The following is a 25,789-nucleotide window of genomic DNA, read 5'->3' on the forward strand; positions in this document are numbered from 1 at the left end:
ACCTCGATTATCTTATAATTTAGTTGAATAATCTATGCTCTGAGTAATATGCTTTGATTACCTCAGTGGTTACCGTTGAGTTAAGTTGGCAACAGAAAAGCTAATTCTAAAGCAAGAACCACCCTGAGTTAACGGTATGTGATCCAATCTTGCTCGGTTGGCTTCACATAGCTCTTTTGATAAATAAAGTCCTAACCCTGTACCAGAGCGTGAAGTTGTAAAAAATGGTTCAAATATTTTTTCGGCTACACTCGGAGGGATCCCTTCACCTTTATCAATGACATCTAAAAATATAGTATGGCTATGAGCTTCAACGCCTGCCATGATTTGCACGCTGGGAATACCTGTTTTTTGTTGACTATAGCGCGCCGCATTATCAATTAAGTTAGTTAGAATTTGTGATAGTTGAGAAATATCAAAGTGAACTATTAAGTTAGTTGATTGAAACTGTGTGACAATTTCTGGTTTTTCATCCTTGCCACTAGAGTATTCTAGCAACATGCTTGGTAAGTAACGAGAAAGATTAATTTCTTTGACTTGAACGGCTTTACGCTGCGAAAGACACATAATATTTTCAATGATGTCATTTACTCTACGAGTATTTTTCTCGATAATTTCAACGAGCCCAAGATTTTCTGGATCGACTTCATCTGACTCTTTCATTAGTTGTGCTGCGTGGCTTAGGGCTCCTAATGGATTTCTGATTTCATGCGCTATCGATGCGGTTAATCGACCAAGAGAAGCGAGTTTCAAACTCTGTGCTTGCTGGTTTAATGTACTGGTATCTTCAAGAAAAATAATTACATTTTCTTTGCTCTCTGCAATAGGAGAAAAATTAGGTAACAAGCGTGGCCCTGTCGCTGTATTGCGGAATACTTTTGAGCGGTAGCTATGATTTCTGCGCCATAAATTTAACTGTCTGGCTAAGGGAGAGGATACTTGTTCTAACCGCCTCGATTTAGTTGACTCGGGCATGCCTAAATGTACCCAGGCTGATCGGTTAATCAAGCGTATAAAGTTTTGACCATCTACAACCAATACGCCTGTTGACATAAATTGAATAATTTCTTCATTGAGCTTCTCCATATTTTCCAAACCTTTTATGGAGGCTTTGGCGACGGATTCATATTGAATAACCTTTTTAGAGAGGTAAAAAGACAGCAGGCTTGTTGCCATTAAGGTTACAGATAAAGTGCCTACTTGAGCCATTCCACTTTTGTCTGCATTATTAATGAGACCTGAATAGAGTTCTTCACCAAAAATACCAAATGAAGCCAGAATGGAAAAACCTAAAGCGCCGGGATGACCTGTTAAAATGCTGGCAGCAGACGTACTCACGGCAATTAACACGCCCAATCCGCTAGCAGTTCCACCGCTTGCATGCATCAAGAGTATAATTAAACCAATATCAATGAGTACTTGAACTTCAAGCTGAAGGTAGAAAAAACGATTATAGAACACACTGAGCAGAAAACAGACAACCGCAAACATCGTAAAGGAGAGAGAACAAACGTAATAAAGCTCTGGGTTGCGAGAACCTAGAAGGCTAATATTTAAATCAATTGAAACCACGGTGTAAAGCAGCACTGCAAGTATCAGCCGATAGGCCGAAAAAATTTGCAGCGCTCGCCAAGACGAGGTAAAAGGAAGAGATTGTTCTGTAGCTAACGTCATATCATGTATGATCTAATTTATGATTAGTCCTGATAAATTGTAGGGATTGCTTGACGTTTATGCTGAGTTTTCTGGTAAATATTGATTAATTTGTCATGTACATCTTGAGAAACCTCTTTTCCTTCTAAAAAATCATCTATTTCATCATAAGTGAGTCCTAATGCTGATTCGTCTGTTTTATGGGGCGAGAGGCACTCTAAGTCTGCGGTTGGCGCTTTACTAACTAGTTCTGCTGGAGCGCCAAGAAAAGTGGCTATTTGACGGACTTGACGCTTGTTTAGTCCAAACAATGGAATGAGATCACAGGCACCATCTCCCCATTTAGTAAAAAAACCGGTAATATTTTCTGCTGAGTGGTCAGTACCTAAAACTAATCCATTCACTAAACCCGCTATATCATATTGTGCAGCCATTCGTACTCTGGCTTTTACATTGCCTTTGCTAAAGTCTCTTTGCTCTTCTGTTTGGGTAAGCAAATCAGCTGATAATAATGCCTTTTCAGCTTCTTGATGAAGACTATCAGCTGCTGATTTTATATTGATGGTTAAGGAGGTTGTTGGTTGAATAAAAGCCAATGCTTTCTGAGCATCGTCTTCATCAAGCTGTTCACCATATGGCAGTCTGATTGCATAAAAGCGGTAGTTTGATTGTTGTGTTTGGTTGAGTTCATTGACCGCTAGTTGTGCCAGCCGACCTAATGTTGAAGAATCAATACCACCACTAATTCCTAATATCAGGTTGTTCAGTCCTGAATTAATTAATGATTTTTTTATAAATTCAATGCGTCTTCTAATTTCAAAGTTGGGATCAATACTTGGTAGAACATGCATTTCCTGAATGATTTGTTTGGCTGTAATCACAAAAAACCTACTAAAAAGATACTAACAGTAATAATTGTTATAGTAGCATATCTAGTTTATAAATCAGTAGCTTGGCTTGGCTATTGCTACTTGATAATTAGGTTTGACTGGTTAGATATTATTCTAAAAGAAGGAACTTTAACTTGATAATTGTATTTCATGAGTAATTTAGTCGATAATAAGCCTGATTTTAAGTTAGCGAACATGAGCTAAAATTTTGTTTATTTAAGGCCTATTCATTAATAGGCTATTGAATCCTAAATTGAAACGAAACAGGACAAAACTGGTTACAACAATGAAGAAAATAGAAGCGATAATAAAGCCTTTTAAGTTGGATGATGTGCGAGAAGCCCTGAGTGATGCTGGTATTGAAGGAATGACCGTTACAGAAGTTAAAGGATTTGGTCGACAAAAGGGACATACTGAACTTTATCGTGGCGCAGAGTATATGGTCGACTTTTTACCTAAAACAAAGATTGAAATTATTATTCCTGATGATCTATTAGATTTATGTGTTGAAACTATTATGGATATAGCACGTACAGGAAAGATAGGTGATGGTAAAATCTTTGTTACACCAGTGGAAAAAGTTATTCGTATCCGAACAGGAGAAGAGAACGAGAGTGCAATCTAATTGAGCTGAATAACAACATTAGCTGGTATGAAGTAAACATACCAGCTCAATAGTTTGTTTTTTAACCATTAAAGTCAGGGAAGTTTAGCAATAAGACTCTTCTCGAGTTCTCAGCCAATTCTGGCAATTCTAATAAATCATAAGCGACAACTAGCATTTGTAATGCATAGGGAACTGAAGGGGTTTTAGGGTAATGATCAACTACATATTTTGCCCTTGAAGCTGCCGCTTGATAAGCTTCTCTTTTCATATAGTAATTGGCAACATGCAGTTCATATTCTGCTAACCTATTACGAAGGAATAGCATTCTTTTTTGAGCATCGCGTGCATATTTACTGTTTGGAAAAAGACGAATAAGCTCCGCAAAATCATCAAATGCTTGCCTTGCAGTACTGGCATCTCTCTCTGCTAATGGAGCTGAAAACAGATCTTTGCTAAACCCGGTTTCTGATGAAAAGTTGATCAAACCTTTCATGTAATAAGCATATTCTAGATCCTTATGTCGTGGATTTTGGCGAATAAAGCGATCGGCTGAAGCAATTCCTGATGCATAATCATTAAGTCGATAGTAGGAATAAATGAGATTTAGTTGGGCTTGGTGGGAGTAAGCGCCAAATGGGTAAAGACTGTCTAAACGTTCTAAATATTGAACTGCTGTTCTAAAGTTGCCAGATAGCATTGATTGTTGGGCACGTTCAAAAAGCTTAAATGCATTATTGATTCGTTGTGCTTCAGTTGTAGTTGCTTTGTTGCTTTGGCAAGCGGAAATAACCGCTAACAGCGCTAAAACAGATATGATTTTTACTATTCTCATTGATTCTCAAAGCCGTTAAAATGGATAATTATAAATAGCATTAAGTTAATGTTTGTTTATAACTTAAGCAGGTTATTACATTATATTAAGTCTTAAATTCGATAATTTAGTCTTAATCTCGATATATTTTAACTTAAATTCATTGACTTATTTAAGCTAAATCCGAGAGATTTTGTCGTTTATTACCTGATTTAGCATAATTATAAGAGATTTTTGTGTGTCATTCGTCTCTAAATTTACTGATAATAGAGTCTATTATTCAGTGTTAACGCGATATTCTACCTCACGGGGTTAGCATTCGCTACAATTACAATTCTTATAAGGCCGTTATAGTGACAAAAAGTTCACTCGAAGAGCAAGAACAAATTATAGAGGTTGATGTGAGCCATGCAGGACAGCGTCTTGACCTGGTTTTATCAACGTATTTTCCAGAGTTGTCTCGATCTCGAATTCAAGCTTGGATAAAAAATCAGCAGGTTAAGGTTAATGAGCAGGTAATTATTAAGCCTAAGCATAAAGTGTTAGGGGAAGAAGTTATTGCTGTTGTTACTACACTTGAAGATCAAGGGGAGTGGCAAGCAACCGATATATCGTTAGATATTCATTATCAAGATGAATCAATTATTATCGTTAATAAACCTGTTGGTTTGGTTGTTCATCCTGCGCCAGGTCACTACACAGATACGCTGGTTAATGGATTGTTATTTCATTATCCTGAATTAAGAAAGTTACCACGAGCTGGTATTGTGCATCGTTTAGATAAAGATACAACAGGTCTACTTGTTGTTGCCCGCACAGCAGAAGCACATAATAATCTGGTTGCTCAACTTCAGGAACGCGGATTTAGCCGCGAATATCTCGCTTTAGTTCATGGAGAAATTGTCGCCGGCGATACGATTGATTTACCTATTGGCCGTCATCCTGTCAGTCGTAAAAAAATGGCTGTGGTGCCACATGGTAAAGAAGCAATTACCCATTACCGAATTGGTGAAAAGTTCGCTGACTTTACTTTACTTCAAGTTAAGTTAGAAACTGGTCGAACGCATCAGATAAGAGTTCATTTATCACATATGAAGCATCCATTAGTTGGCGATCCTGTTTACAGTATTAGAAATCTTAGGCCTAAAGGAATGAGTGCTGAATTTTCACAAGTAATGGACAATTTTCAGCGCCAAGCGCTTCACGCAAAAGCGTTAGGTTTAACACATCCAAAAACTGGTGAATGGATGTCTTGGGAAAGTGAAATTCCAGAAGATATACAACATTTGATAGAAGCTATTCGTGTACATGACTTAAGTAGAGATTGTTAGTGTGGGCGGAGTTAGATGAATTCTAATTTAAACTCTATTATCTCAGTTTCTTGGCCAGCACCAAGTTCAATCAAAGCGCTAGTCACCACTCGTATTGGCGGCAGTAGTTTAGATGAATATCAAGCCTTTAATTTGGCCGAACATGTCAATGATAATGCTGAACATGTTGCACAAAATAGAAATTATCTACAGCAGATCGCCAGTTTACCGTCAACACCTTATTGGTTGAATCAGGTTCATGGAAATGATTGTGTTGAGGTCAACTTTAATTCAAAAGAATTTACTGCAGATGCGGCTTTTACACAAACAGAAAAACAGGTTTGTGTCGTGATGACTGCTGATTGTTTGCCGATATTATTGACGAGTAAAAATGGTGATTGGGTTGCTGCCTGTCATGCAGGTTGGAGAGGTTTGGCTGATGGCGTGTTACAAAATACTATTGCTTGTTATAAGGGGAAAACCTCAGATTTAATGGCGTGGATTGGACCAGCTATTACTCAACAGCATTTTGAAGTCGGTGTTGATGTGTTAACTCAATTTATTGGCCTAGATTCTAGTAACCAAAAGTTTTTTAACGAAAATTCGAGGCAACGTTTTCAGTTTGATTTTATTGGTTTAGCTAAACAAATATTATTAAAATTGGATGTTGATGTTTATGGTGGCGATTTATGTAGCTATTCTAATTCTGAACAATTTTATTCTTATCGCAGAGATGGTCAAACAGGTAGGATGGCGAGCATGATCTGGATGGAAAATAGCTGAAACGATGAATAGGTGTAATGAGTTGTTCCTGGTATGCATTAGATGATAGTTAGTTTATTAATAGGCATATTAGTCGTCTGCTTGCTTTATTTAGGACATAAACATAATGAAGCTGACTGGGGACATTGGGCGACTAATATTTTAGACGGGTTAATACGAATTTATTGTCGTCAATTTCATCGTCAAAAATCTCAAAAAATTATTATACCTGAGGCGCCTCAGGTTATTCTTGCCTGTAATCATATATCAGGGATTGATCCTTTTATTTTAATTACAGCAACTAATAGACCCATTCGATTTATGATTGCTGTTGAAGAATATAATAAACCGCTATTGAAGTGGATGTTTCGAGCTGCTGGCTGTATTCCTGTTGATCGAAGTGGGCGTGTTGAAAAAGCATTTCGTAGTGCATTAAGAGCGATTCAAACGGGAGAATTGGTGGCATTGTTTCCACAAGGTGGTATTCATCATTCCACCACACCAAGAGAAATAATTAAACCTGGTATTATTAAATTAAGTCAGTTAAGCCTCTCTTATATTTTGCCCGTTCGTATTCATGGTGTTGGTGCGCCAGGTACGGTGGCTGGTTCAGTGCTAACTCGAAGTCATATCAGTATTGAGCAACATGATCTTATTTCTCCAGAACAAGCTTTGGCAAGTAATTTTCGTTTAGCAATGTCAAATTGGTTATTGGCTAAGTCGAATAAAATAGAATGATTCTTTTTGATTTAGAACAATAACATTAGGTTTTTAACATCGATCAATAAAACAAGCATAATCTATCAACCAAAATCCTTGAATTATATAAACTGACCCCCATGATTATGTTATCAATCTTTTAGAATTTTTTTGAGGGGCAATTATGCGAATGGATAAATTTACCAGTAAATTCCAACTGGCCATTGCAGACGCACAATCATTAGCACTAGGGCGTGATCACCAGTTTATAGAACCGGTCCACTTAATGACGGCTTTATTAAATCAAGAGGGTGGTAGTGTCAGACATTTGTTTTCACAAACAGGCATTAATTTACATAGTTTACGTAGTCAGTTGGGGGAGGCTTTAGAGCACTTACCGCAAGTTGAGGGTGTTCCTGGAGAAGTACATATTTCAAATGACTTAGCGCGTCTATTAAACCATTGTGATAAGTTGGCACAACAGCATAAAGATCAATATATTTCTAGTGAGCTTTTTGTTTTAGCTGCAATTGAAGATAAAGGCGAACTTGGTAAGATTTTAAAATCTTTAGGAGCTGATAAAAAATCAATGGAAGCTGCTATTGAAAAGGCAAGAGGCGGGCAAGCTGTCGATGATCCAAATGCTGAAGAGCAGCGTCAAGCTTTAGAAAAGTTTACTATTGATCTGACTGAGCGAGCTGAGCAAGGTAAGCTTGATCCGGTTATAGGGCGTGATGATGAAATCAGAAGAACAATTCAAGTATTACAGCGTCGTTCTAAAAATAACCCTGTATTAATTGGTGAACCTGGTGTTGGTAAAACGGCTATTGTTGAAGGGCTAGCTCAACGCATTATTAATGGGGAAGTGCCTGAAGGTTTAAAAAGTAAAAGAGTACTTTCTTTGGATATGGGGGCATTAATTGCTGGTGCAAAATTTCGCGGTGAGTTTGAAGAAAGATTAAAAGCGGTGCTGAATGATTTAGCTAAACATGAAGGACAAGTTATTTTATTTATTGATGAAATACATACTATGGTTGGTGCTGGAAAATCGGAAGGTTCTATGGATGCGGGTAACATGCTAAAGCCGGCGCTTGCTCGTGGTGAGCTGCACTGTGTTGGAGCAACTACTTTAGATGAATACCGAAAGTATGTAGAAAAAGATGCTGCGCTAGAAAGACGTTTCCAAAAAGTTCAAGTTGAAGAACCTACCGTAGAAGATACGATTGCGATTTTACGCGGTTTAAAAGAGCGTTATGAAGTACATCATGGAGTAGATATTACTGATCCGGCTATTGTGTCTGCGGCAATGCTTTCTCATCGCTATATCTCCGATAGAAAATTGCCCGATAAAGCGATTGACTTAATTGATGAAGCAGCTAGTTTAATTCGCATGGAAATTGATTCAAAACCAGAGCAAATGGATCGTTTAGAAAGACGGTTGATTCAGCAAAAAATTCAGCGAGAGGCATTGAAAAAGGAAAGTGATGAAAGTTCTAAAAAACGTTTAAGTGAGTTAGAAGAAAACATTACTGAAATGGAAAGAGATTTTTCAGAACTCAATGAAATTTGGACTGCTGAAAAGGCGGCTTTACATGGCACTCAAACAATAAAAAGTGACTTAGAGAGAGCTCGAATTGATTTGGATGCGGCTAAACGGGCGGGTGATTTAGCGAGAATGTCTGAGTTGCAATATGGTCGCATTCCAGAGTTAGAGCAACAACTTGATATGGCAAGCCAGGTTGAGATGCAAGATATGACTTTATTAAGAAATAAAGTGAGTGAAAATGAAATTGCTCATATCGTGTCTAAGTGGACAGGAATTCCGGTTGAGAAAATGTTAGAAGGGGAACGAGAAAAGTTACTTAAAATAGAAGAACATTTGCATACCCGAGTTATTGGACAAGAAGAGGCTGTTTCGGCTGTGTCTAATGCGGTTAGACGCTCAAGAGCTGGTTTGTCTGATCCTAATCGTCCTAACGGCTCATTCTTATTCTTAGGGCCAACAGGAGTTGGTAAAACAGAATTGAGTAAAGCGCTGGCAAATTTTCTATTTGATTCTGAGGATTCGATGGTTAGAGTTGATATGTCTGAATTTATGGAGAAGCACTCCGTCGCAAGATTGATAGGGGCGCCTCCCGGTTATGTTGGTTATGATGAAGGTGGTTATTTAACCGAGTTAGTCAGACGTAAACCTTATTCTGTTATTTTGCTAGATGAAGTAGAAAAAGCACATCCAGATGTGTTTAATATTTTACTGCAAGTACTGGAAGATGGTCGTCTTACCGACGGGCAAGGGCGTACTGTTGATTTCCGCAATACTGTGATTATCATGACTTCAAATATGGGTTCAGATCTTATCATGGAGTCTGCAGGAGAGGAGCATTATGAGGAGTTAAAACAAAAAATCAGCAATGTGATTAGTGATTATTTTAGACCAGAGTTTATCAACCGAATTGATGAAACAGTTATTTTTCATTCACTTGAAAAAGTACATGTTAAGCAAATTGCGTCGATTCAACTAGCGCAATTAGCCACTCGCTTAAAAGATAACGGGATATTTTTAGAATATTCTGATGAAGCACTAACTGTGATTGCAGATAAAGGTTTTGATCCTGTTTATGGTGCCAGGCCGTTAAAAAGAGCAATTCAGCAATGGATAGAAAATCCATTGGCCGAACAGATCCTGGCGGGCAAGGTAGAGCATGGAAAACCCATTGTCATTGATGTCTATCAAGGAGAATTGGTTTTTAGATAAGTCTTAATAAACAAAAGGTTACAGTAGGTTTTAACTGTTTAATGAATAATTTAACAGACTTAGTACTTTGCTGTAACCTCGTTTATTTAGGCTTGGTAACACTTTCAATAACTCAATCGCAATTTTTCCAGACATTTTAATTACTTCTTTTTAAGACTTAATTTGCTAGAATGCGCGGCATCTATATTTCAGATTAGTTCGGAAACTTCATGTCGTTAATTCGTGGTGATAAACTCTCGCTTGCATTTGGCCCTCAGGTAATACTGGATAACGCTTCATTTGCTATTGAAGAGAGGCAAAAGGTATGTCTGGTAGGGAGAAATGGCACTGGCAAGTCAACTTTACTTAAAGTTATTAATGGTGAAGTGGTATCTGATGATGGAGTCATTAATCGTTCTCGCAGTCATCGAATTGGCTTTTTGCCACAAGCTCTACCCGAAAAATCGACATTATCTATTCGCGAATTTGTTGAATCTGGATTGGCACAAATTAAACAGTGGGTAGAAGATTATCAGACGCTCATTATGGAAGATGTTGACTCGCCTAAATTAGAAAGTTTGGAATCCAAAATTAACTCACACGATGGTTGGACGATTGATACTAGAGTCCAACAAACACTTTCTCGTCTCAATCTGGATGGTGATATCAAAATGTCTGATTTATCCGGTGGTTGGCGTAGAAGAGCCGCTTTAGCTAAGGCCTTGGTGCAAGATCCTGATTTACTGGTTTTAGATGAGCCTACTAACCATCTGGATTTAAGCAGCATTCAATGGTTAGAGGAGCAGTTATGTGCGTTTAAAGGTGCATTATTATTCGTTTCTCATGATAGACAGTTTGTTAATAAAGTAGCTGATACCATTATGGAACTGGATCGTGGAATATTGCGTTTTTATCCTGGCAATTATCAAGCTTACACCGAACTTAAAGAGCAGCAGCTTAAAGAAGAAGACAAAGTTAATTCAGAATTTGACAAACGACTTGCTGCTGAAGAAGTTTGGATTAGGCAAGGCATAAAAGCACGCCGAACGCGTAATGAAGGACGTGTACGAGCATTGAAAAAAATGCGAGAAGAAGGCGCCGCTAGACGCAATCAAATAGGTACCAGTAAAATTCAAGCAACTGTTGCAACCACAGGAAGTAAAATTGTAGCAAGAATGGATGAGCTTCAAGTTGGATTTGATCGTGCGCTTAATTTGCCTTTTACTGGATTGATTCAAAAGGGAGATAAACTAGGCGTTCTTGGAAATAATGGTTGTGGTAAAACTACTTTTATCAAAACACTACTGGGGAAAATTCCAGCATTTAGCGGTAGCATAGAAACGAGTGATACTTTAGAAATTGCCTATTTTGACCAATTGCGAGAGGCTGTAGATTTAACCAAAACTGTGTCTGACAACATTGCTGACGGTCGAGAGTTTGTAGTTGTTGATGGTAAAGAACAACACGTTATCAGTTATATGCAAAATTTTAATTTTACTGCTGATAATGTGAGAGCGCCAGCCAGTTCACTTTCTGGTGGAGAAGTGAATCGTTTATTGTTAGCTAAGTTATTCACCCGTCCAGCAAACCTATTTATTCTTGATGAACCGACGAATGATCTAGATGTTGAAACATTAGAAATACTCGAACAAATGTTGGTAGAAATGAAGGCGACAGTCATCATTATAAGCCATGATCGATTATTCTTAGATAATTGTTGTTCTTCTTTATTAGTGTTTGATAATCAGTTACCACCGCTAGCTGGAGAGAATACTCAGCAATATCAAATTATAGATATAGTGGGGGGATATCAGGATTGGTTACATTATTATGAGCAAGCCAAGCCTAAAGAAGATAAAGTCAGTCAAAATAAAAAAGCGAAAGCGAAATTACAAAAACAAGTTAAAAAACTGTCCTATAAAGAGCAGAAAACTTTAGATGAACTTCCGAAGAAGATAGAAGACATGGAAGAAAAAATTACTGAAATTGAAGCGCAAATGGGACAGTCTGATTTTTATCAAGACAGGGAGAAAGCGGAAAATATCGTTAAGGAATTTGACGCGTTGCAAAAGGAGTTAGCCAAAAGTTATGAATTGTGGGATGAGTTGGAAGGTAAGCAAAATTAGTACATTTAGTTTTTTTAGACTAGTTTTCCTTCGATTTTCAAGGTTAACCAAATAATTATTCTCTTTAGACTACTCATAAATCTCTAGCGGCTATTTTTTGTTGGTGTTCGCTGCTAGAGCCATTTTAAAGTTAACCTATCCAATTTTTAAATTTTAAAAATCTGATGTATTCTTAAGCATCAATAATAAAAAAGAAATCCAAATGCTTTTAACACACGTCACCAATTTATTGTAGTGGTAAATGATAGGTTATACTTTTTTCCAATTGATGATGAATATCTAAATTAAATTTTTATCAAAAGTCCTAAACTATTTTAATAAAAAGGGGGAGCGTTTGAGTGATAAGGAAGAAGATGTCTGTTCCAGCGAGCTTGTAAAACGTATCATGCAAGGAGATTCAAAAGCCGAAGATGAAATGGTTGAACAATATCAGAATGGATTAAAGTTTGTATTAAACCAGTGGACAAGTGATAGAGAGCAAGCAAGGGATGTTTTTCAAGAAATATGGAGAGTTGTTATTGAAAATATTCGAGTAGGAAAATTAAAAAATTATAAGAAGTTAGCTGGTTATATTGTAAAAAAAAGCAGGCTAATTCAGTTAATAATGAGCCTCCGTAAAATTAAAAAGCATTCATTAATGTTAAAAATAATAAAATGCTTTACTTTTATTTTCGTTATGTTTACTGACTAGTTTTTGCCTGATGTTAAATCAAGCGATGAGTTTTTAATTATTTATGATTTGAGAAATGAAAATAAAAATGTTCATATGTTTGCTAATTGTGGGGGGTGTTGGTTTTTGATGGAAACTAGATAGTTTTGTCTGAGTTCAGAAGAAAAGCTAGATAATGAACTGTTGAGTTGGAAAAAACAAAGTGAACATCAAAGCCTAAAAAAGAGGAAGAAAAAGAAGTAATTGCTGTGTATGTAAAAATAGCGGAATCTAGCAAAGAGTTGAGTGATAAATTAGGTTTTTTTCTAAGCCTGAATATAAAATATGTAATTCTAAACGAATTCTAAGTGATAGTGGTTTGTTCTTAAATGCAGTTGTTGTATATAGATTGATGCAACAGTAAGCGCGGCTTATTATTTTTCCGAACCAATAAATAATGCTTGCAGTAAAGGTTGGGATGTTTTATTTACTACATAGGGGAATTCAATTTTTATTTGAGAAATCGCCACACTGGTTCTGTATTAGGCAGAAGATTTATTCGTCAATATAACTTCAACTCTCCAGCAGAAAGAGAGATTAGTTTAAATATGGCTAAAGAAACCGTTAGTCGTGGTTGGGGCTTTTATAGTGCTGGTACGTTTTTTTGCTTGGATTTAACAGATAATATTTTAGGGGACGAAAACCACAACGATACAATTATTAGAGCTAGAGTCTTCAAAGGGGCAGAAATTATTTTTGATACAGTTTGGTCTAATGGTGACTCAGCCATAATAGGCAAGTAAGGCTTAGAGTTATCCATTAAAACAGGAGCGTCAGGTCATACAGTGCTGATAACTGGTTTTATGATTTAACTTATTACATTAATATGAAGCTTTTAAACTTAGTTTGACCGTTAACTTTAACTTATCACAAAGGGTACTTGGCAGAATTGTATCAATATGAGGAAAAAAGTGAATATTCTATGCTGGGGGGATTTCAGGTATTAAAAATAAGAACTAATAAATGTTGAACCATCCAGGTTGCTTTACAATCTGCAAGCTGACAGTGTTGTGGAAATAAAACCTGTAGGTTATTAAACTGAGATAATATCTTGCGTTGTTGGTAATAAGAGTCTGCAATTCGTGTATGACTTGCTTTATTGTTATTATTGGGGGAGAGAGATTCCGATATCTTGGTGAAATAATTCGAAGCTTTGTAAGAAGAGCTTAAGAATGAATTAGAATCTAAGCAGTCAATGAACTCTATTATAAGCTCATAATATTCTTACTCTGGTATTCTGTTTAAAAAACAGTCTATTTCAAGTCGATGCTAGGTTAAAAGTAAAAATAATTAAAGCTTTAACTAATGCATTAATTGGGAAATGCGTACTATTTTTAAGCATTTTTTATGTGAAATTGGCATTAATTTTTAATTTTGAGAATTAATTTGTAGAAATTTTTTATTTTTTATTGATATCAAAAACAATAATTCTTTATCGTAGATAAAGCTTAATCTCTACTGGAGATTTTTTGCTGTATCCCTTGTATACAAAAGCTTCTAGCCCATTCTTTATAATTAAATAACTCAGTTTTTAGTCTCTAAAAAACTTTAGTCAACCCAAAAAATAGACGCCCACCCCGATAATAAACCCTAGAATGCATAAATTTACAACAAAACTAGTTGTATTCAATTTAAATTCAAGTAAAAATAGCGCAATTATTACAGGTTGTAATTACGTGTAACACAAAACGCATACTTGTAATAATTTTTATAAATATAAAAATATAAAAAGATAACAATCAGAGAGGAATATATATGAGAAGTAATTCTACTTTTAGAAAAAGTCTCACGGCTATGGCCGTTGTAGCATCATTAGGACTCTGTACACCGGTATTTTCAGCAGACAACACAACCTCAAACATCGTAGGAACAGTAGAAGCATCTAATCTATCTGGCCTTACTGCAACTGCTAGAAACCCTAAAACTGGTTACAACCGTACTATTGATGTAAATAGCGATGGCTCATACCGTTTCAGTAAATTACCTTCTGGAACTTATGAAATTACCATCAAACAGAATGGCGAAGTTGTTGGTAAAGATACATTCACAGTATCTCTAGGTTCTAACACTACCGCTGACTTTGAATTAGAAACTAACCAAAACGTTGTTCGCATTGTGGGTTCAAGATTATCTGCAGTGGATGTTGCGTCTTTAGATTCTGGTTTGACTATCAGCAAAGCTGAAATTGAGAGAATGCCAATTGCACCAAATCTAACATCTGTAACGCTTCTTGCGCCTGGTGTTGTACTTGGTGATAACAAATTTGCTGGTGCTGGCGTAGGTTTTACTTCGTTCGGTGGTTCTTCAATTTCAGAAAACTCATGTTATATCAATGGATTAGAAGTTACTAATACTCGTCAAGGTTTAGGTTGTGGTACTGTACCTTTTGAGTTTTATAACGAATTCCAAGTTAAAACTGGCGGATATTCTGCGATGTTTGGTCGTTCAACGGGGGGTGTTATCAACGCAACTACCAAAAGTGGAACGAATGAGTGGGAATTTGTTGCTAAAGCTGCGTTCGAACCAGAAGCATTAAGAGCTGGTGGTTCTGTCTCTCGTGGTGAAGGTGGAACGGGTAAAATTTTCCGTGATACACGTAAAGATGAAAATTCGTTAACGGAATTTACATTTTCTGCGGCTGGCCCGATTATTGAAGATTCGCTATATATGTATGCTTTAGTTAATCCAAGAGATTCTCAAAGAAACTATACGAATTTCTCAGGACGTGACCACTGGTCAGGTGTTACTGAGTATCGTGAAAGAGAATCTTCAGGTGGCGATAACCTTTTCTGGGGTGCTAAAGTTGATTGGGATATTAATGACAATCATCGTTTAAGCTATTTTGGTTACTCTAATAAGAGTACTGCAGAAGAAAAAATCTACGCTTTCGATAGCCAAACTGGCGTTGTTGGAAATCTGATTGACGGATCTGTTCGTGACCGCGGTGGTGAAGCTAACAGCTTAACTTACACTGGTCATATAACCGATGACTTAACAGTTAGTGTTATGAGTGGAACAATTGAGACTGAGTACTCAACAAATGTTTCTAATGTTGATTGTCCAAGTGTTGTTGATAACAGAACAACTGGTGGTCCTGCTGCTGTTGCATGTGGTGCTGGTGGCCGATTAGGTAGTAACTTTGATGAAAATGAGCAAACTCGTTTCGACGTAGAATATGTTCTAGGTGATCATGTTATTACTGCGGGTTATGATTATCAAAAACGTACGTCAACCAACCGTATTGATAAAATGGCTGGTGATCACTCTTGGACTTACCAAACTCTAGGAGTAGGTGCTAACACAAATTCAAATGGTGTTAACTTTGAAAATACTACAGGTGCTCCATTAGATTACGTAATTGACCGTATCTTTATCGGTGGTGGTGAGTTCTATTCAGATCTAGCAGCTTATTATGTTGAAGATCAATGGCAAATTACTGACAACGTGTTGATTAATGCGGGTTTGCGTGTTGATGAGTTTGATTTCTACGCGGTTGGTGGAAAAGTATTAACATCGTTTAAAACTGATGTTGCACCACGTTTAGGCGTTAGTTGGGATGTAAATGGTGATGGTTCGTCTAAGTTGTATGCAACTTGGGGACATTATTACCTACCAATGGCAAATAATACGATCTATCGTGTTGGCTCTGGTATCAGTGATGTATCAACTTATTACTCATTTACTGGGATTGATTCAGCTACTGGTTCTCCAACTGGTTTAGCACCATTAACTGGTGATCCAGCAACATCATTTACCGTTGGTTCTGTAGCGGTAGCTCCTTCTAAAGAAGTGTTCCAGGCTGAAGAAGCTGACCCATTTTCAAAAGAAGAGATTATTGTTGGTTATGAAACACAGCTAAGTGATGATTACTCTCTTGCTGTTCGTGGTACCTACAGAACTATCTTAACGGCATTAGATGATTACTGTGGTAAATATTCTTACCCACATTGTGTAATGTTAAACCCTGGTGAAGATTCAACCTGGTATAAAGATGGTATGTATTGGAATGGTTCTGCTTGGGATACTCCTCCTGCAGGTGCTACTATCGATGGTAACCCAGATCCTGGTTCACGTCGTACACATACTGTAGCTGAAATTGGTTTACCTAAGCCTAAGAATGATTATGCTGCAATCCAGACTTCATTAAACTATAACTCTCCTGATTTCCGTTATACATTAGTATATACCTTCTCAAGAAGTTACGGTAACTTTGAAGGTGCGGTAAAATCTGATATCGGTCAGGCGGATCCTGGTTTAACTCAAGATTGGGATTTCGGTGCATTGATGGATGGCGCTAACGGTAACCAACCAAATGATAGACGCCATGTATTCAAGTTATTTGGTAGCTATGATTTAAATGAAGATTTCTCTGTTGGTTTCAACGCAAATCTTTCAAGTGGTCGACCTTTAAATATTCTTGGTCAAGGACATCCTAGCGATGATCCAAACTTATTTGGTGGTTGGGGTGATTTCTTCTACGTTTATCAAGGTTGTAATGTATCAACTACACCTTGTCCAAACGCAGAGAAGCAGTACACTCGTCATCCTCGTGGAAGTGCTGGACGTACAGCATGGACATTTAACTTAGACTTATCAGCAGGTTATAAGTTTGAGCTATCTGGTATGGAGATGAAAGCAACTGTTGATGTTTATAATGTATTAAATTCGCAAGGTATTACTTCGCAAAATGAGCATTATGAATCATCTGAAGGTACGCAAAACCAATGGTATGGTGCTGCATACTCTTGGCAAACTCCTCGTTCTGTAAGATTGGGTCTTGAAGCTCGATTTTAATTAGAACGTAAAGACGCACAGTTTTTTGTGTGATGTTTTTGAAATATGCCTTCATTATTGAAGGCATATTTTTTTTGTAAATTAGTTATCGAAAAATATTATTTCATTCTTATTTTCTTTTCTCATTTATGCTTTATTATCCTTATCTTAAGCTAGTTTTTTATTAAAAATATATCCCACCTTGAATTAAAAAACGGAATGTTTTTACGTTTGTATAAATTTTTTATTTAGTAAGTTGTTATTTCATTATCAAAGCGATGGTTTAAGCTTTCATGTTTGAAAGGGAATAATTATTTGAATTCTGGGTAAAAATTATCAGAACACTGTTTTTAAAGTTTTTTGAGTTAATTTGTTTTTAACTGCTGGCTACTAATGCTCTCACTTACTTTGATAGTCACAAAATCGTCAAACTGGATAAGTGGTAGAGTGAATAGTCAAAATAATTTATTTAGCTGTTTGAAAGATAAAAATACTTCACTGGGTTTTATTATTTTGAATTCAGGTCAATTAAAGCAGCTTGTTTTATAGATATTTTTCAAAATAAAATTGAACTTTCTATTTTTACATCAAATAAATATGTGGATTTAATTGTAAGTTTTATTTGTTGAACTTTATTGTAAATCGCTATTTTATAATAAAGGACTTTACTGCTAATAAACAAATCTTAGAGGTTTTCAATTTATTAATTAAGCGTTTTTGTTGAGTGAGTAAAAGTACTTGATAGGTGATTTTATTGGCTGGTTAATTAAATTCGGGCGGTTATTACGACCGCCCGAATTTTGTTGCTAATGAATAATATGCATTATTAAATGCTTATCAAATTGAATTAGTAACTACATACGAACTCCCAACTAGAATGGCTTCCTGGTTCTGCTTTTGTCCAATATTTTGCTTGATAAACTGCATTGTTATGTCGCATTCTATCGCCTTGTCCAGCATGGCTTGGGTTGCCTTGCCAATCAGTTTGTGGCCAGTTAGGGTATTCATTATAGCGAGTTGGGTCAATATTAAGCACCGCGCAACCGTCACCTGAATTAAGATCACCTGCAGGTAATTCAGGATGTTCTTGTTTAATCGCAAACTCAAATCCTTTTGATTTAACAACCCAATTTGATGGTGTTGAAGTGGGTAAATAATATTTTATTTTTATTCGCCATTCACCACCATCTGGAATTGATTTACTGGTTGGCAAAGTAAATTTAACACGGTGGAAGTTATTTTCTAATCCACCAATATTATTACCTGCTGCATTAGAACCATCACTGATTATAGTCATACCTGCGCCGCTGGTATCTGCCATTGAAGCTGGTGCAGAAGTAGCGTAATCAAAATAAAACTCTGTACCTCCTTCAAGTACTGAACCAGTGTTATTTTTAATGACTAACTCTGGTGTAATAGGGTAGTTGCTATCACCTAGAGCAAAGTTTTTGATTTGAAAACTAATATCAACTTGCTCTGCTGGAAGGTTTATTTCAGCTATTTTATTACCGTAAGGTGCTGCATTGGCAAACTTAGCGGCAATCGCTTTAGTCATGGTGCTTCCCATCATATATTGGTTGTTGTTAACATCCCAATCATAATCTCCTGCAAGCTCCCAAAACATAATTCCACCAATTCCACGGTCAACAATATAATCAGCTTTGGTATTAATTGACTCAGTATCCTCAGTTGAAATGAAAACTTTTTTATCTGCATTCCATAACCAAGGTGTTACCATTGTTGTATTGTAATGACGGGTGTAATTACCGCGTAACTGATGGTCGGGATTGTTAACTGGGTCAAGGCCGTAAGATTCCAGATAATTACCTAAGATAGCATTTTCTAGATTTTTTGCATGCCACATAGGGTTTGAACCTGAGCCCATTTCATTGCCTTGAGCGTCTTTGTCATGCCACAAGTTATCAATGCCTGTTGCTCCATTACCACATTTGTTAACATCGCCTGTACCAGTTCCGGCAGGGCAATCAGACTGGTTTGGAAGCTCGGCTGTTCCCCATAGTCCATTGGTTCCACCTTGTACGCTTTTCCAGCCACGAGTGTAGTAAGGAACACCGATATTGATTCGGCCTGCTTGCATTGAACCGCGGAAGTAATGGTAAGCCCAGTCAGTATTCAAATAACCAATATTGTCATAAGGCCCACCATAAGCATTCCATTTGATTAATTCTGCATCTTGTCCATTATCAAATAATGCTGCGTTTGGTCCAACAAACTGATTCCATGCACCATGTAAGTCGTATGACATGATGTTAACGTAATCGAGATATTTAGTAGATTCAAAAACTTCCATCCCTCTGAGTAAGTAACCTGAAGATGGTGATGCAATCGTTAATAAATAGTGAGTTGAATCGGCTTCGCCTGCAGCATCTAGTTTTTCACGTAAAGTTCGCATTAACACAACATAAGATGCATTAAGTCCTCCACGACGCGCATTTGAAATAGGGAAGTCATTAGGATTACCTGCATCTTTCATTGACGTTGGATATTCATAGTCAATATCGACACCATCAAATTGGTATTTGCGAATAAATTCAACCGCTGAGTCTGCAAAAGTATTTATACCTGCATGATTGATTGAGCCATCGGCGTTGGTTGTCATTGTGTAAAAACCACCACTTAGTACTAATTTACCATCATCATCAAAATACCCACCAGTCTCAGCCCATCCTCCGACAGAAATAAGTGTTTTAACATGAGGGTGTTGTTTTTTGTATTTATTGAGTAAATTGAAGTGACCTTTATAGGGTAAACTCGGATCCATTTCTGCACCCTCTACACCTGGCCATTCCATTCCTATTGCTGGGTTCTTTGCGCTCGGGTTTCCTATTGAGACATGATTGTTTTTATTAACATGCGCAAAAGCATAGTTAATATGAGTGAGACTTTCCCATGGGATTTGATTCGCCAAATAAGCAGGGCCATTTGAACCTGTTCGCCAACTGGTAAAGTAACCTATTACTCGACGAGTCGCATCCCCCATTTTTTCGCGACCATCTAAACCATAGATAGTACAATATTTTGAGTTTACGTTAGGAGTACTATAAAGGCCTTCTGGTTTACACTTTTCGTCTGAACCACCAGTATCTCCTTGCACGGTAAAAGTAGCAGAAGTAGAAGTTGTAACTGCCTTTTCATTATCAACAGCTTTAGCAAATAAGCTATGCTTTCCACTTGTTGCAACCCAGTCGATAGAGTAAGGAGAACTGGTGTCTACTCCAATTGATTTATTATCAATAAAAAATTCAACTAACTCTATGGTTCCATCTGAATCACTGGCTGTTGCGGTAAAGCTAACGCGTTCGCCTTGTGGGATGTTATTGGCTGGTTGAGCAACTTCTACACTAGGAGGAACGTTAGTCGTACCATCATTAACAGTGACATTAACTGAGGTTGAAGTTGTACTCGCTTGCTTATTATCAAAAGCAATCGCATAAATGTTATGTGTGCCAACTTGTGATGTCCAATTGACTGAATAAGGAGATGTTGTATCTGTTGCAATCAGTGTCTTATCAACAAAAAACTCAACTTTAGTTATGGAACCATCTTTATCATTTGCATTGGCTGAGATAACAACACTTTCACCAGTGTTATAAACTGAATTATCTTTAGGTGAGGAGAGGTTGATTGTTGGTGGAAGGTTGGTTGGAGGAGTTCCTGTACATTGACCTAATTTAGTCCATTCTTGCCATGGTCCTGAGTATTGTTCTGGATTATTATTTTGATTCCACCAGTTAGCTTTATAAGCATTATTATTCAGCTTAACCTGATTCCCTTTGGTATAAGTTGCATTATTCTTCCATGTATCTATTGCTGAACAATCGATTTCAGCGGCGTAGCTACTGGTTGGAATAATGGCAATCAAACTAACAAATAACTTTTGTTTTATATGATTCATTATTTTATCTCTCTGAATTTTGTAAGTATTCAAGTTAAAGTTTGGCCTGTACTTCAGGCCAAAAAGGTGTGCTTTATTGCACGACTTCTACATCAAAAAAGTGTTCAACACATTTTTGATAATCACCTGGTAACAAAGCTGAGTATGGAGTTTGGTAACCGACTAGTTTGCAGGTAAAACTTTTTCCTTCTGGCATATCAGAATGATAGCTCCAGTCTTGATCTAAACTGATGAGCATCGCTCCTGAACCTTGCGTATCGAATCGACCTTGCTTAGCGCAACCAAGTTCTTCATTATTTTCAATTGGAACACTAAGTGCTTCAGCATGTTTTTTATAGTAAGCAATTCGGTTACGTGATTGTGGTTTTTCTTTACCGTCAGAAGTGCCGCATTCGATGCCACCATTGATGATATTAGTGGTAACACCAAAACCAACGGTTAAATTTAAACTGAGATCATGAGCATTAGGTGTCCAAGTACCATCAATAACATGAAGCATGCTTGGTTTTGGCGGTTGTGGATAAACAAAAAAGAAAACAGCCGAAGCTAAATTTAACCAGGTACTGGCTACTTTGTCGGGATCATTAAGTAATACGCTGGTATCATTAAACATTGCTTGTGAAAAAGGACCATAATTATAATTGTAACTAAGCTGTTTCGCGCCGCGACCAAAATACTTTTTATAGCTACCATTTGCATTTTTACCGCAAACCCAGGTTCTTCCCTGCCAGGTATCTGGGCTACATTCTGCATTGTAACCACAGCTTGAGTCTGTTTCGTTACAGCCCATCTCTCGTAAGTGAACTAAGCCCTGCCGCCACTCTTCAACTGTAGAATTAGAATTATGTCCGCCTGTTTCCTGAGTAAAGTGGGCAAACATAGTTGCTAGTGACTTGCGACAGATCGCGTCGGAGTTTCGGCCATCGGTATAGGTTGCGCAAAAGGCTTTAAATTTTGCAACTGCGCGTAAAAAACGAGTGTAGGTGTATTTATCATGTCTTTGAGCAAATACGTAATTCCATTGGTCGTCATTTAAAATAGATTCAACTCGTTTTACGTTTTCTGGATTTGCAGCTCTATTGGGAACAACGGCTTCGACCTCTTCATTGTTGCGTGTTGTAATTGATGCTTTAACTTTTAAAAAATTAGGTGTTGAGGTGAGTTGCTTTTCCATTCCATCAATTTCTGCTTGAGTTAATGTGTAACCACCTCCAGGCTTAGGAATAGGGTTAGGTTTATTAGGTGTTGGATCTCCACCACTTTTTATTACTGTGACTGTTTTGCTATTACTCGATGTGCAAACTTCTTTTTGTTGATTGCTATTACAAAGATCGACTTTAAAAGTGTATTCACCAATTGTTGATAGTTTTATTTTATGAGAACCATTTTGTTGTGTTTGTGGTGATAATTGCTGGCTATAAACTGATTGATTGTTTTGAATAATACGCCATAAGTTTCCACTTTTACCTGACCATTTGTCCCAGCTTATGTTTAATTCAACAACACCAGAACTTAGGTCTAGATTACCTTGTATATTATTTAACACTGGGGTTCCTGGTGGGTCTAAAGGCTCATTACTTGTTCCTTCGCCTACTTGAATATTTTTTGGAGTACTATCTGTGCAAGTTTCTTGTGCCCCCTCAACATGGCATAAACTAACAATATATTCATATTTTCCTTCGGCGTTGACAGTTACCTGATATTGGTCTGACTGAGCTGAATTTGAATTAGCTTGCAAAGTTTGGTTATGAATGACTTGTCCATTTTGTTTAAGCTTCCAAAGACTTCCATTTTTTCCCCACCACATGTTCCATGCGATAGTATATTGAACTGAACCATTATTTAAAGAGTATTGATCTTTCATCCAGCTAATATTGGGTTTGGCCGGTGCAGCATTTACAATAGGTGAGATTGTTCCACCCAAAGCGATTAAGCACCATAAGGTTTGGTTTTTAAATGACATGAAGTTGTCCTTTTATTTATGCAAAATTGATGTAAATTAATTAAGACTAATAAATAAACCCACTTGATTGAAAGTGTTGATTATTTAGTTGCCCTAACTTACTGTTCTAAACAAATAAAATTTAAAAATATAAATCCTTCTCAATGAACAACTGCTTTAGTAATACGGATTTATTTTCAGTTGCACACAAAAAACAAATAAAAATTTAAACTTAATCTATGCGTAGAAGTTAATAGATGCCAGATGAAGTTATTATTCATTTTATTTCTCTTTGATAGATGCTTTTTATAAAAAACTAATAAGTTCTGGTGTTTTTTATAAAAATCAAAATAACTTTTCTCGTGACTTATTACACGATAAATGAAACTATTTTTTTATGATATTTGAGCCACCATGACATAGGTTTGACAGCGCTGTCAATTAGAGGGGAAGGTTTTTTTATAAAACTAGTATTTTTTCACAAAAATTGATGGTAATTTTTATTATAAATTTTATTTGATGATGTTCTTTTATATTGTTTTAAATATGTTGTTAGAAATCGAAATTTATTAGTATTTTCTAATAATAGAAGTGCCCAATTAAAATAAGATGATAAATGTTAAAGCTATTTAATATATGAACAGTGTTTTTTATTTTAACCACGTTTATTAAGTTAAGCGAATAAAATTGATCGACTTAATTTAAAATGAGGGTTAATCACTTCTGGTAATAGATTAATCTTGTTTAAAGTTGTTGAAGTTTAAGATCCAATTATTCATTTGAATTTTCTTCTTTAGGTTTTTCTTTGGGTGTTAAAGAAAGCCCGGCTGATGATGGTTGAGGTGGTTTTTCCATCAATTTAGGTTCTGGCGGCTTATTAATAACCGGTTTTGCTTTTTCTGTATTATTCTCAGGTTTTTTTAATGGTTCTTTTTTATCTGACAGGCGCATTTTTAAAGCGAGATTATTTTTGGAGTCGGCGTTGTTGAGAGCTTCTTCTTTTGATATTTGTCCTGTTTGATAAAGGTGAAATAATGCCGTATCAAATGTTTGCATTCCTTGGTTTTCAGATTTATGCATTACTTCTTTTACTTCATCAACACAACCTTTTTTAATTAAGTCGCAAACCCGTGGTGTACCCAATAAAATTTCAATTGCTGCACAACGTTTACCATCAACTGTTGGAATTAAGCGTTGTGACACAAAAGCTTGTAAGTTTAGTGATAAATCAAGAAACAGTTGCTTGTGTCTTTCTTCAGGAAAAAAGTTAATAACTCTATCTAAAGCTTGGTTAGCATTGTTAGCATGTAGCGTAGATATGCATAAGTGGCCTGTTTCCGCAAAGGCTAATGCATGTTCCATGGTTTCTGCATCTCTTATTTCCCCAATTAAAATAACATCAGGCGCTTGACGTAATGTGTTTTTCAGGGCATCTTCGTAGCTATCGGTATCAACACCAACTTCTCGCTGATTGATGATTGATTTTTTATGTTTATGAACAAACTCAACAGGATCTTCAATAGTAATTATATGACCAGATGAATTGGCATTTCTATAATCAATGAGTGCTGCTAAAGAGGTTGATTTTCCTGAGCCCGTACCACCAACAAATAATATAAGTCCTCGTTTTTGCATGATCAATTTGGGTAAAATATCAGGTAAATTGAGTGAGCGCCAATTAGGAATATCTACTTTGATTGCCCGAATGACCATGGAAACCTGATTACGTTGTTTAAAAATATTGACTCTAAAACGGCCAATACCAGGTTCCGATATGGCCAGATTCATTTCCGGTTTATGCTCAAATTCATAAATTTGTTCGTCATTCATTAAAGCATATGCCATCTCTTTTATTTGATCGGGGGCCATGATTTCACGGCTAAGAGCGAGTAATTTTCCATGAAACTTAGCACTAGGAGGTGCTCCTGTTGATAAATAGAGATCAGAACCGTCTCTTTCTGTTAGCGTTTTTAGATAATCAGTCAATTGCATTATTGGGCTAAACTCCTAGGAAAAGAAGAGGCTGTAAAAAAGTATAGTTAAGATTTCAGCTCGTTAAATATATTTATATTCATTTTTATGAGAGAAAAGTTTTATAAACTACAGGTATATTCAGAATAAACTTAATAAATACTCGTTATTCTGCCAATATGTTCTGATATTTTATTTAAAGGGTTAAAGCGATGAGACACTTAGCATGTTGGCAATTAAAAATGATTAAATTGATATTGATGAGTCAATTATTATTAATGGGCAGTAGTGGCTTGGTTGAAGCTAAATCTGATTTTGAAACTATTACCCAACTTAATCTATCTATGAAACAACTCATGGAAGTTACTGAACAGTTAGCTGAGCTAAATGGGGATGAAGCTATAGTCAAATTTCATCAAATTATGTTACAGAATCCTGATAGAGAAGCATTAGAGGCAGCGGGGAAGTCATTAAAATATCCGGCGCAATTGAAAAAAGCATATGATATTCATGCAGCACAAGTAATCACTTTGACTGAGAAACTATTAAAAGTGAGTACAACTAAGACAGATAATCCAGTTTGTTTAGATAAAATTTCAGCCCTAATGCCAAAATTTGAACAGCTTAAGCTTTCTGTTTACGAGAGTCGCCAATATGGCGTAGGGGAGCCAATACCAAGAGCAAAAGCTTATTTTGCAACACTACAGGTAATGCCATTAAGCATTATTGTTGCTCAGGTCGTTATGGTTAACATGTCAGTTTGTCGACAAGGCTAATTGAGGTTATTTCATTTGATATTAGTAAGTTGGCTGTTGTTATCTAAAGAGGCGTGCTAAAAGCTAAGCATGCCTCTGAAGCGTGCGTTAGTATGTATTAATAAATAGAG

General features: G+C 36.6%; 16 protein-coding genes. 10 read left to right on the top strand and 6 right to left on the bottom strand.

Annotation, left to right across the window (positions count from 1 at the left end; translation table 11 throughout):
* Positions 1 to 69: 69 nt before the first annotated feature.
* Together ACT5E3_RS10630 and nadE are read right to left on the bottom strand one after the other, a co-directional pair.
* Entirely contained in the window at positions 70 to 1,674 is a 1,605-nt protein-coding gene (locus ACT5E3_RS10630; protein WP_444998285.1) for a sensor histidine kinase, read from the bottom strand.
* 23 nt (positions 1,675 to 1,697) lie between these two features.
* Entirely contained in the window at positions 1,698 to 2,534 is an 837-nt protein-coding gene (gene nadE, locus ACT5E3_RS10635) for an ammonia-dependent NAD(+) synthetase (protein ID WP_444998286.1), read from the bottom strand.
* 295 nt (positions 2,535 to 2,829) lie between these two features.
* On the opposite strand from nadE, the gene glnB reads away from it, so the two are divergent.
* Entirely contained in the window at positions 2,830 to 3,168 is a 339-nt protein-coding gene (gene glnB, locus ACT5E3_RS10640; RefSeq protein ID WP_444998594.1) for a nitrogen regulatory protein P-II, read from the top strand.
* 61 nt (positions 3,169 to 3,229) lie between these two features.
* Here glnB and ACT5E3_RS10645 read toward each other — a convergent pair whose 3' ends face one another.
* On the bottom strand, positions 3,230 to 3,982 hold the full coding sequence (locus ACT5E3_RS10645) for an outer membrane protein assembly factor BamD (protein ID WP_444998287.1): 753 nt from the start codon (positions 3,980 to 3,982) through the stop codon (positions 3,230 to 3,232).
* Positions 3,983 to 4,314: 332 nt separating this feature from the next.
* On the opposite strand from ACT5E3_RS10645, the gene rluD reads away from it, so the two are divergent.
* The 8 genes from rluD (at position 4,315) to ACT5E3_RS10685 (ending at position 17,095) form a co-directional block, all read left to right on the top strand.
* Complete coding sequence (rluD, locus tag ACT5E3_RS10650; protein WP_444998288.1) at positions 4,315 to 5,292, top strand: 23S rRNA pseudouridine(1911/1915/1917) synthase RluD; 978 nt, start codon at positions 4,315 to 4,317, stop codon at positions 5,290 to 5,292.
* Positions 5,293 to 5,307: 15 nt separating this feature from the next.
* Entirely contained in the window at positions 5,308 to 6,054 is a 747-nt protein-coding gene (pgeF, locus tag ACT5E3_RS10655) for a peptidoglycan editing factor PgeF (RefSeq protein WP_444998289.1), read from the top strand.
* Positions 6,055 to 6,096: 42 nt separating this feature from the next.
* Positions 6,097 to 6,771, top strand: a complete 675-nt coding sequence (locus ACT5E3_RS10660; RefSeq protein ID WP_444998290.1) for a lysophospholipid acyltransferase family protein — start codon at positions 6,097 to 6,099, stop codon at positions 6,769 to 6,771.
* A 145-nt stretch (positions 6,772 to 6,916) separates the two neighbouring features.
* Complete coding sequence (clpB, locus tag ACT5E3_RS10665) at positions 6,917 to 9,487, top strand: ATP-dependent chaperone ClpB (protein WP_444998291.1); 2,571 nt, start codon at positions 6,917 to 6,919, stop codon at positions 9,485 to 9,487.
* A gap of 209 nt (positions 9,488 to 9,696) precedes the next feature.
* A complete protein-coding gene (locus ACT5E3_RS10670) occupies positions 9,697 to 11,592 on the top strand; it encodes an ATP-binding cassette domain-containing protein (RefSeq protein WP_444998292.1) in 1,896 nt (631 codons plus the stop codon).
* A gap of 334 nt (positions 11,593 to 11,926) precedes the next feature.
* On the top strand, positions 11,927 to 12,283 hold the full coding sequence (locus ACT5E3_RS10675; protein ID WP_444998293.1) for an RNA polymerase sigma factor: 357 nt from the start codon (positions 11,927 to 11,929) through the stop codon (positions 12,281 to 12,283).
* A gap of 473 nt (positions 12,284 to 12,756) precedes the next feature.
* Entirely contained in the window at positions 12,757 to 13,044 is a 288-nt protein-coding gene (locus tag ACT5E3_RS10680; RefSeq protein ID WP_444998294.1) for a hypothetical protein, read from the top strand.
* 1,012 nt (positions 13,045 to 14,056) lie between these two features.
* The gene (locus ACT5E3_RS10685; protein ID WP_444998295.1) at positions 14,057 to 17,095 is read left to right on the top strand and encodes a TonB-dependent receptor; all 3,039 of its coding nucleotides are present in this window, start codon (positions 14,057 to 14,059) and stop codon (positions 17,093 to 17,095) included.
* Between the two features lie 826 nt (positions 17,096 to 17,921).
* Here ACT5E3_RS10685 and ACT5E3_RS10690 read toward each other — a convergent pair.
* The 3 genes from ACT5E3_RS10690 to ACT5E3_RS10700 all read right to left on the bottom strand — a co-directional run bounded on the left by ACT5E3_RS10690 (position 17,922) and on the right by ACT5E3_RS10700 (position 24,924).
* Positions 17,922 to 20,990 (bottom strand): glycosyl hydrolase family 18 protein, encoded by a 3,069-nt coding sequence (locus tag ACT5E3_RS10690; protein ID WP_444998296.1) that lies wholly within the window; start codon positions 20,988 to 20,990, stop codon positions 17,922 to 17,924.
* A gap of 73 nt (positions 20,991 to 21,063) precedes the next feature.
* Complete coding sequence (locus tag ACT5E3_RS10695; protein ID WP_444998297.1) at positions 21,064 to 22,953, bottom strand: glycoside hydrolase family 19 protein; 1,890 nt, start codon at positions 22,951 to 22,953, stop codon at positions 21,064 to 21,066.
* Positions 22,954 to 23,703: 750 nt separating this feature from the next.
* Positions 23,704 to 24,924 (bottom strand): PilT/PilU family type 4a pilus ATPase, encoded by a 1,221-nt coding sequence (locus ACT5E3_RS10700; RefSeq protein ID WP_444998298.1) that lies wholly within the window; start codon positions 24,922 to 24,924, stop codon positions 23,704 to 23,706.
* 191 nt (positions 24,925 to 25,115) lie between these two features.
* Here ACT5E3_RS10700 and ACT5E3_RS10705 point away from each other — a divergent pair, with 191 nt between their 5' ends.
* Entirely contained in the window at positions 25,116 to 25,679 is a 564-nt protein-coding gene (locus ACT5E3_RS10705) for a hypothetical protein (protein WP_444998299.1), read from the top strand.
* Positions 25,680 to 25,789 lie beyond the last annotated feature (110 nt).

This window comes from Aliikangiella litoralis, from assembly GCF_052495765.1.

Excerpts from the sequence above, each read along its gene's own strand:
- ACT5E3_RS10630 (WP_444998285.1), bottom strand. The coding sequence starts at position 1,674 with ATGACGTTAGCTACAGAACAATCTCTTCCTTTTACCTCGTCTTGGCGA.
- glnB (WP_444998594.1), top strand. The coding sequence starts at position 2,830 with ATGAAGAAAATAGAAGCGATAATAAAGCCTTTTAAGTTGGATGATGTG.
- ACT5E3_RS10645 (WP_444998287.1), bottom strand. The coding sequence starts at position 3,982 with ATGAGAATAGTAAAAATCATATCTGTTTTAGCGCTGTTAGCGGTTATT.
- pgeF (WP_444998289.1), top strand. The coding sequence starts at position 5,308 with ATGAATTCTAATTTAAACTCTATTATCTCAGTTTCTTGGCCAGCACCA.
- ACT5E3_RS10660 (WP_444998290.1), top strand. The coding sequence starts at position 6,097 with ATGATAGTTAGTTTATTAATAGGCATATTAGTCGTCTGCTTGCTTTAT.
- clpB (WP_444998291.1), top strand. The coding sequence starts at position 6,917 with ATGCGAATGGATAAATTTACCAGTAAATTCCAACTGGCCATTGCAGAC.
- ACT5E3_RS10670 (WP_444998292.1), top strand. The coding sequence starts at position 9,697 with ATGTCGTTAATTCGTGGTGATAAACTCTCGCTTGCATTTGGCCCTCAG.
- ACT5E3_RS10685 (WP_444998295.1), top strand. The coding sequence starts at position 14,057 with ATGAGAAGTAATTCTACTTTTAGAAAAAGTCTCACGGCTATGGCCGTT.
- ACT5E3_RS10690 (WP_444998296.1), bottom strand. The coding sequence starts at position 20,990 with ATGAATCATATAAAACAAAAGTTATTTGTTAGTTTGATTGCCATTATT.
- ACT5E3_RS10695 (WP_444998297.1), bottom strand. The coding sequence starts at position 22,953 with ATGTCATTTAAAAACCAAACCTTATGGTGCTTAATCGCTTTGGGTGGA.
- ACT5E3_RS10700 (WP_444998298.1), bottom strand. The coding sequence starts at position 24,924 with ATGCAATTGACTGATTATCTAAAAACGCTAACAGAAAGAGACGGTTCT.
- ACT5E3_RS10705 (WP_444998299.1), top strand. The coding sequence starts at position 25,116 with ATGAGACACTTAGCATGTTGGCAATTAAAAATGATTAAATTGATATTG.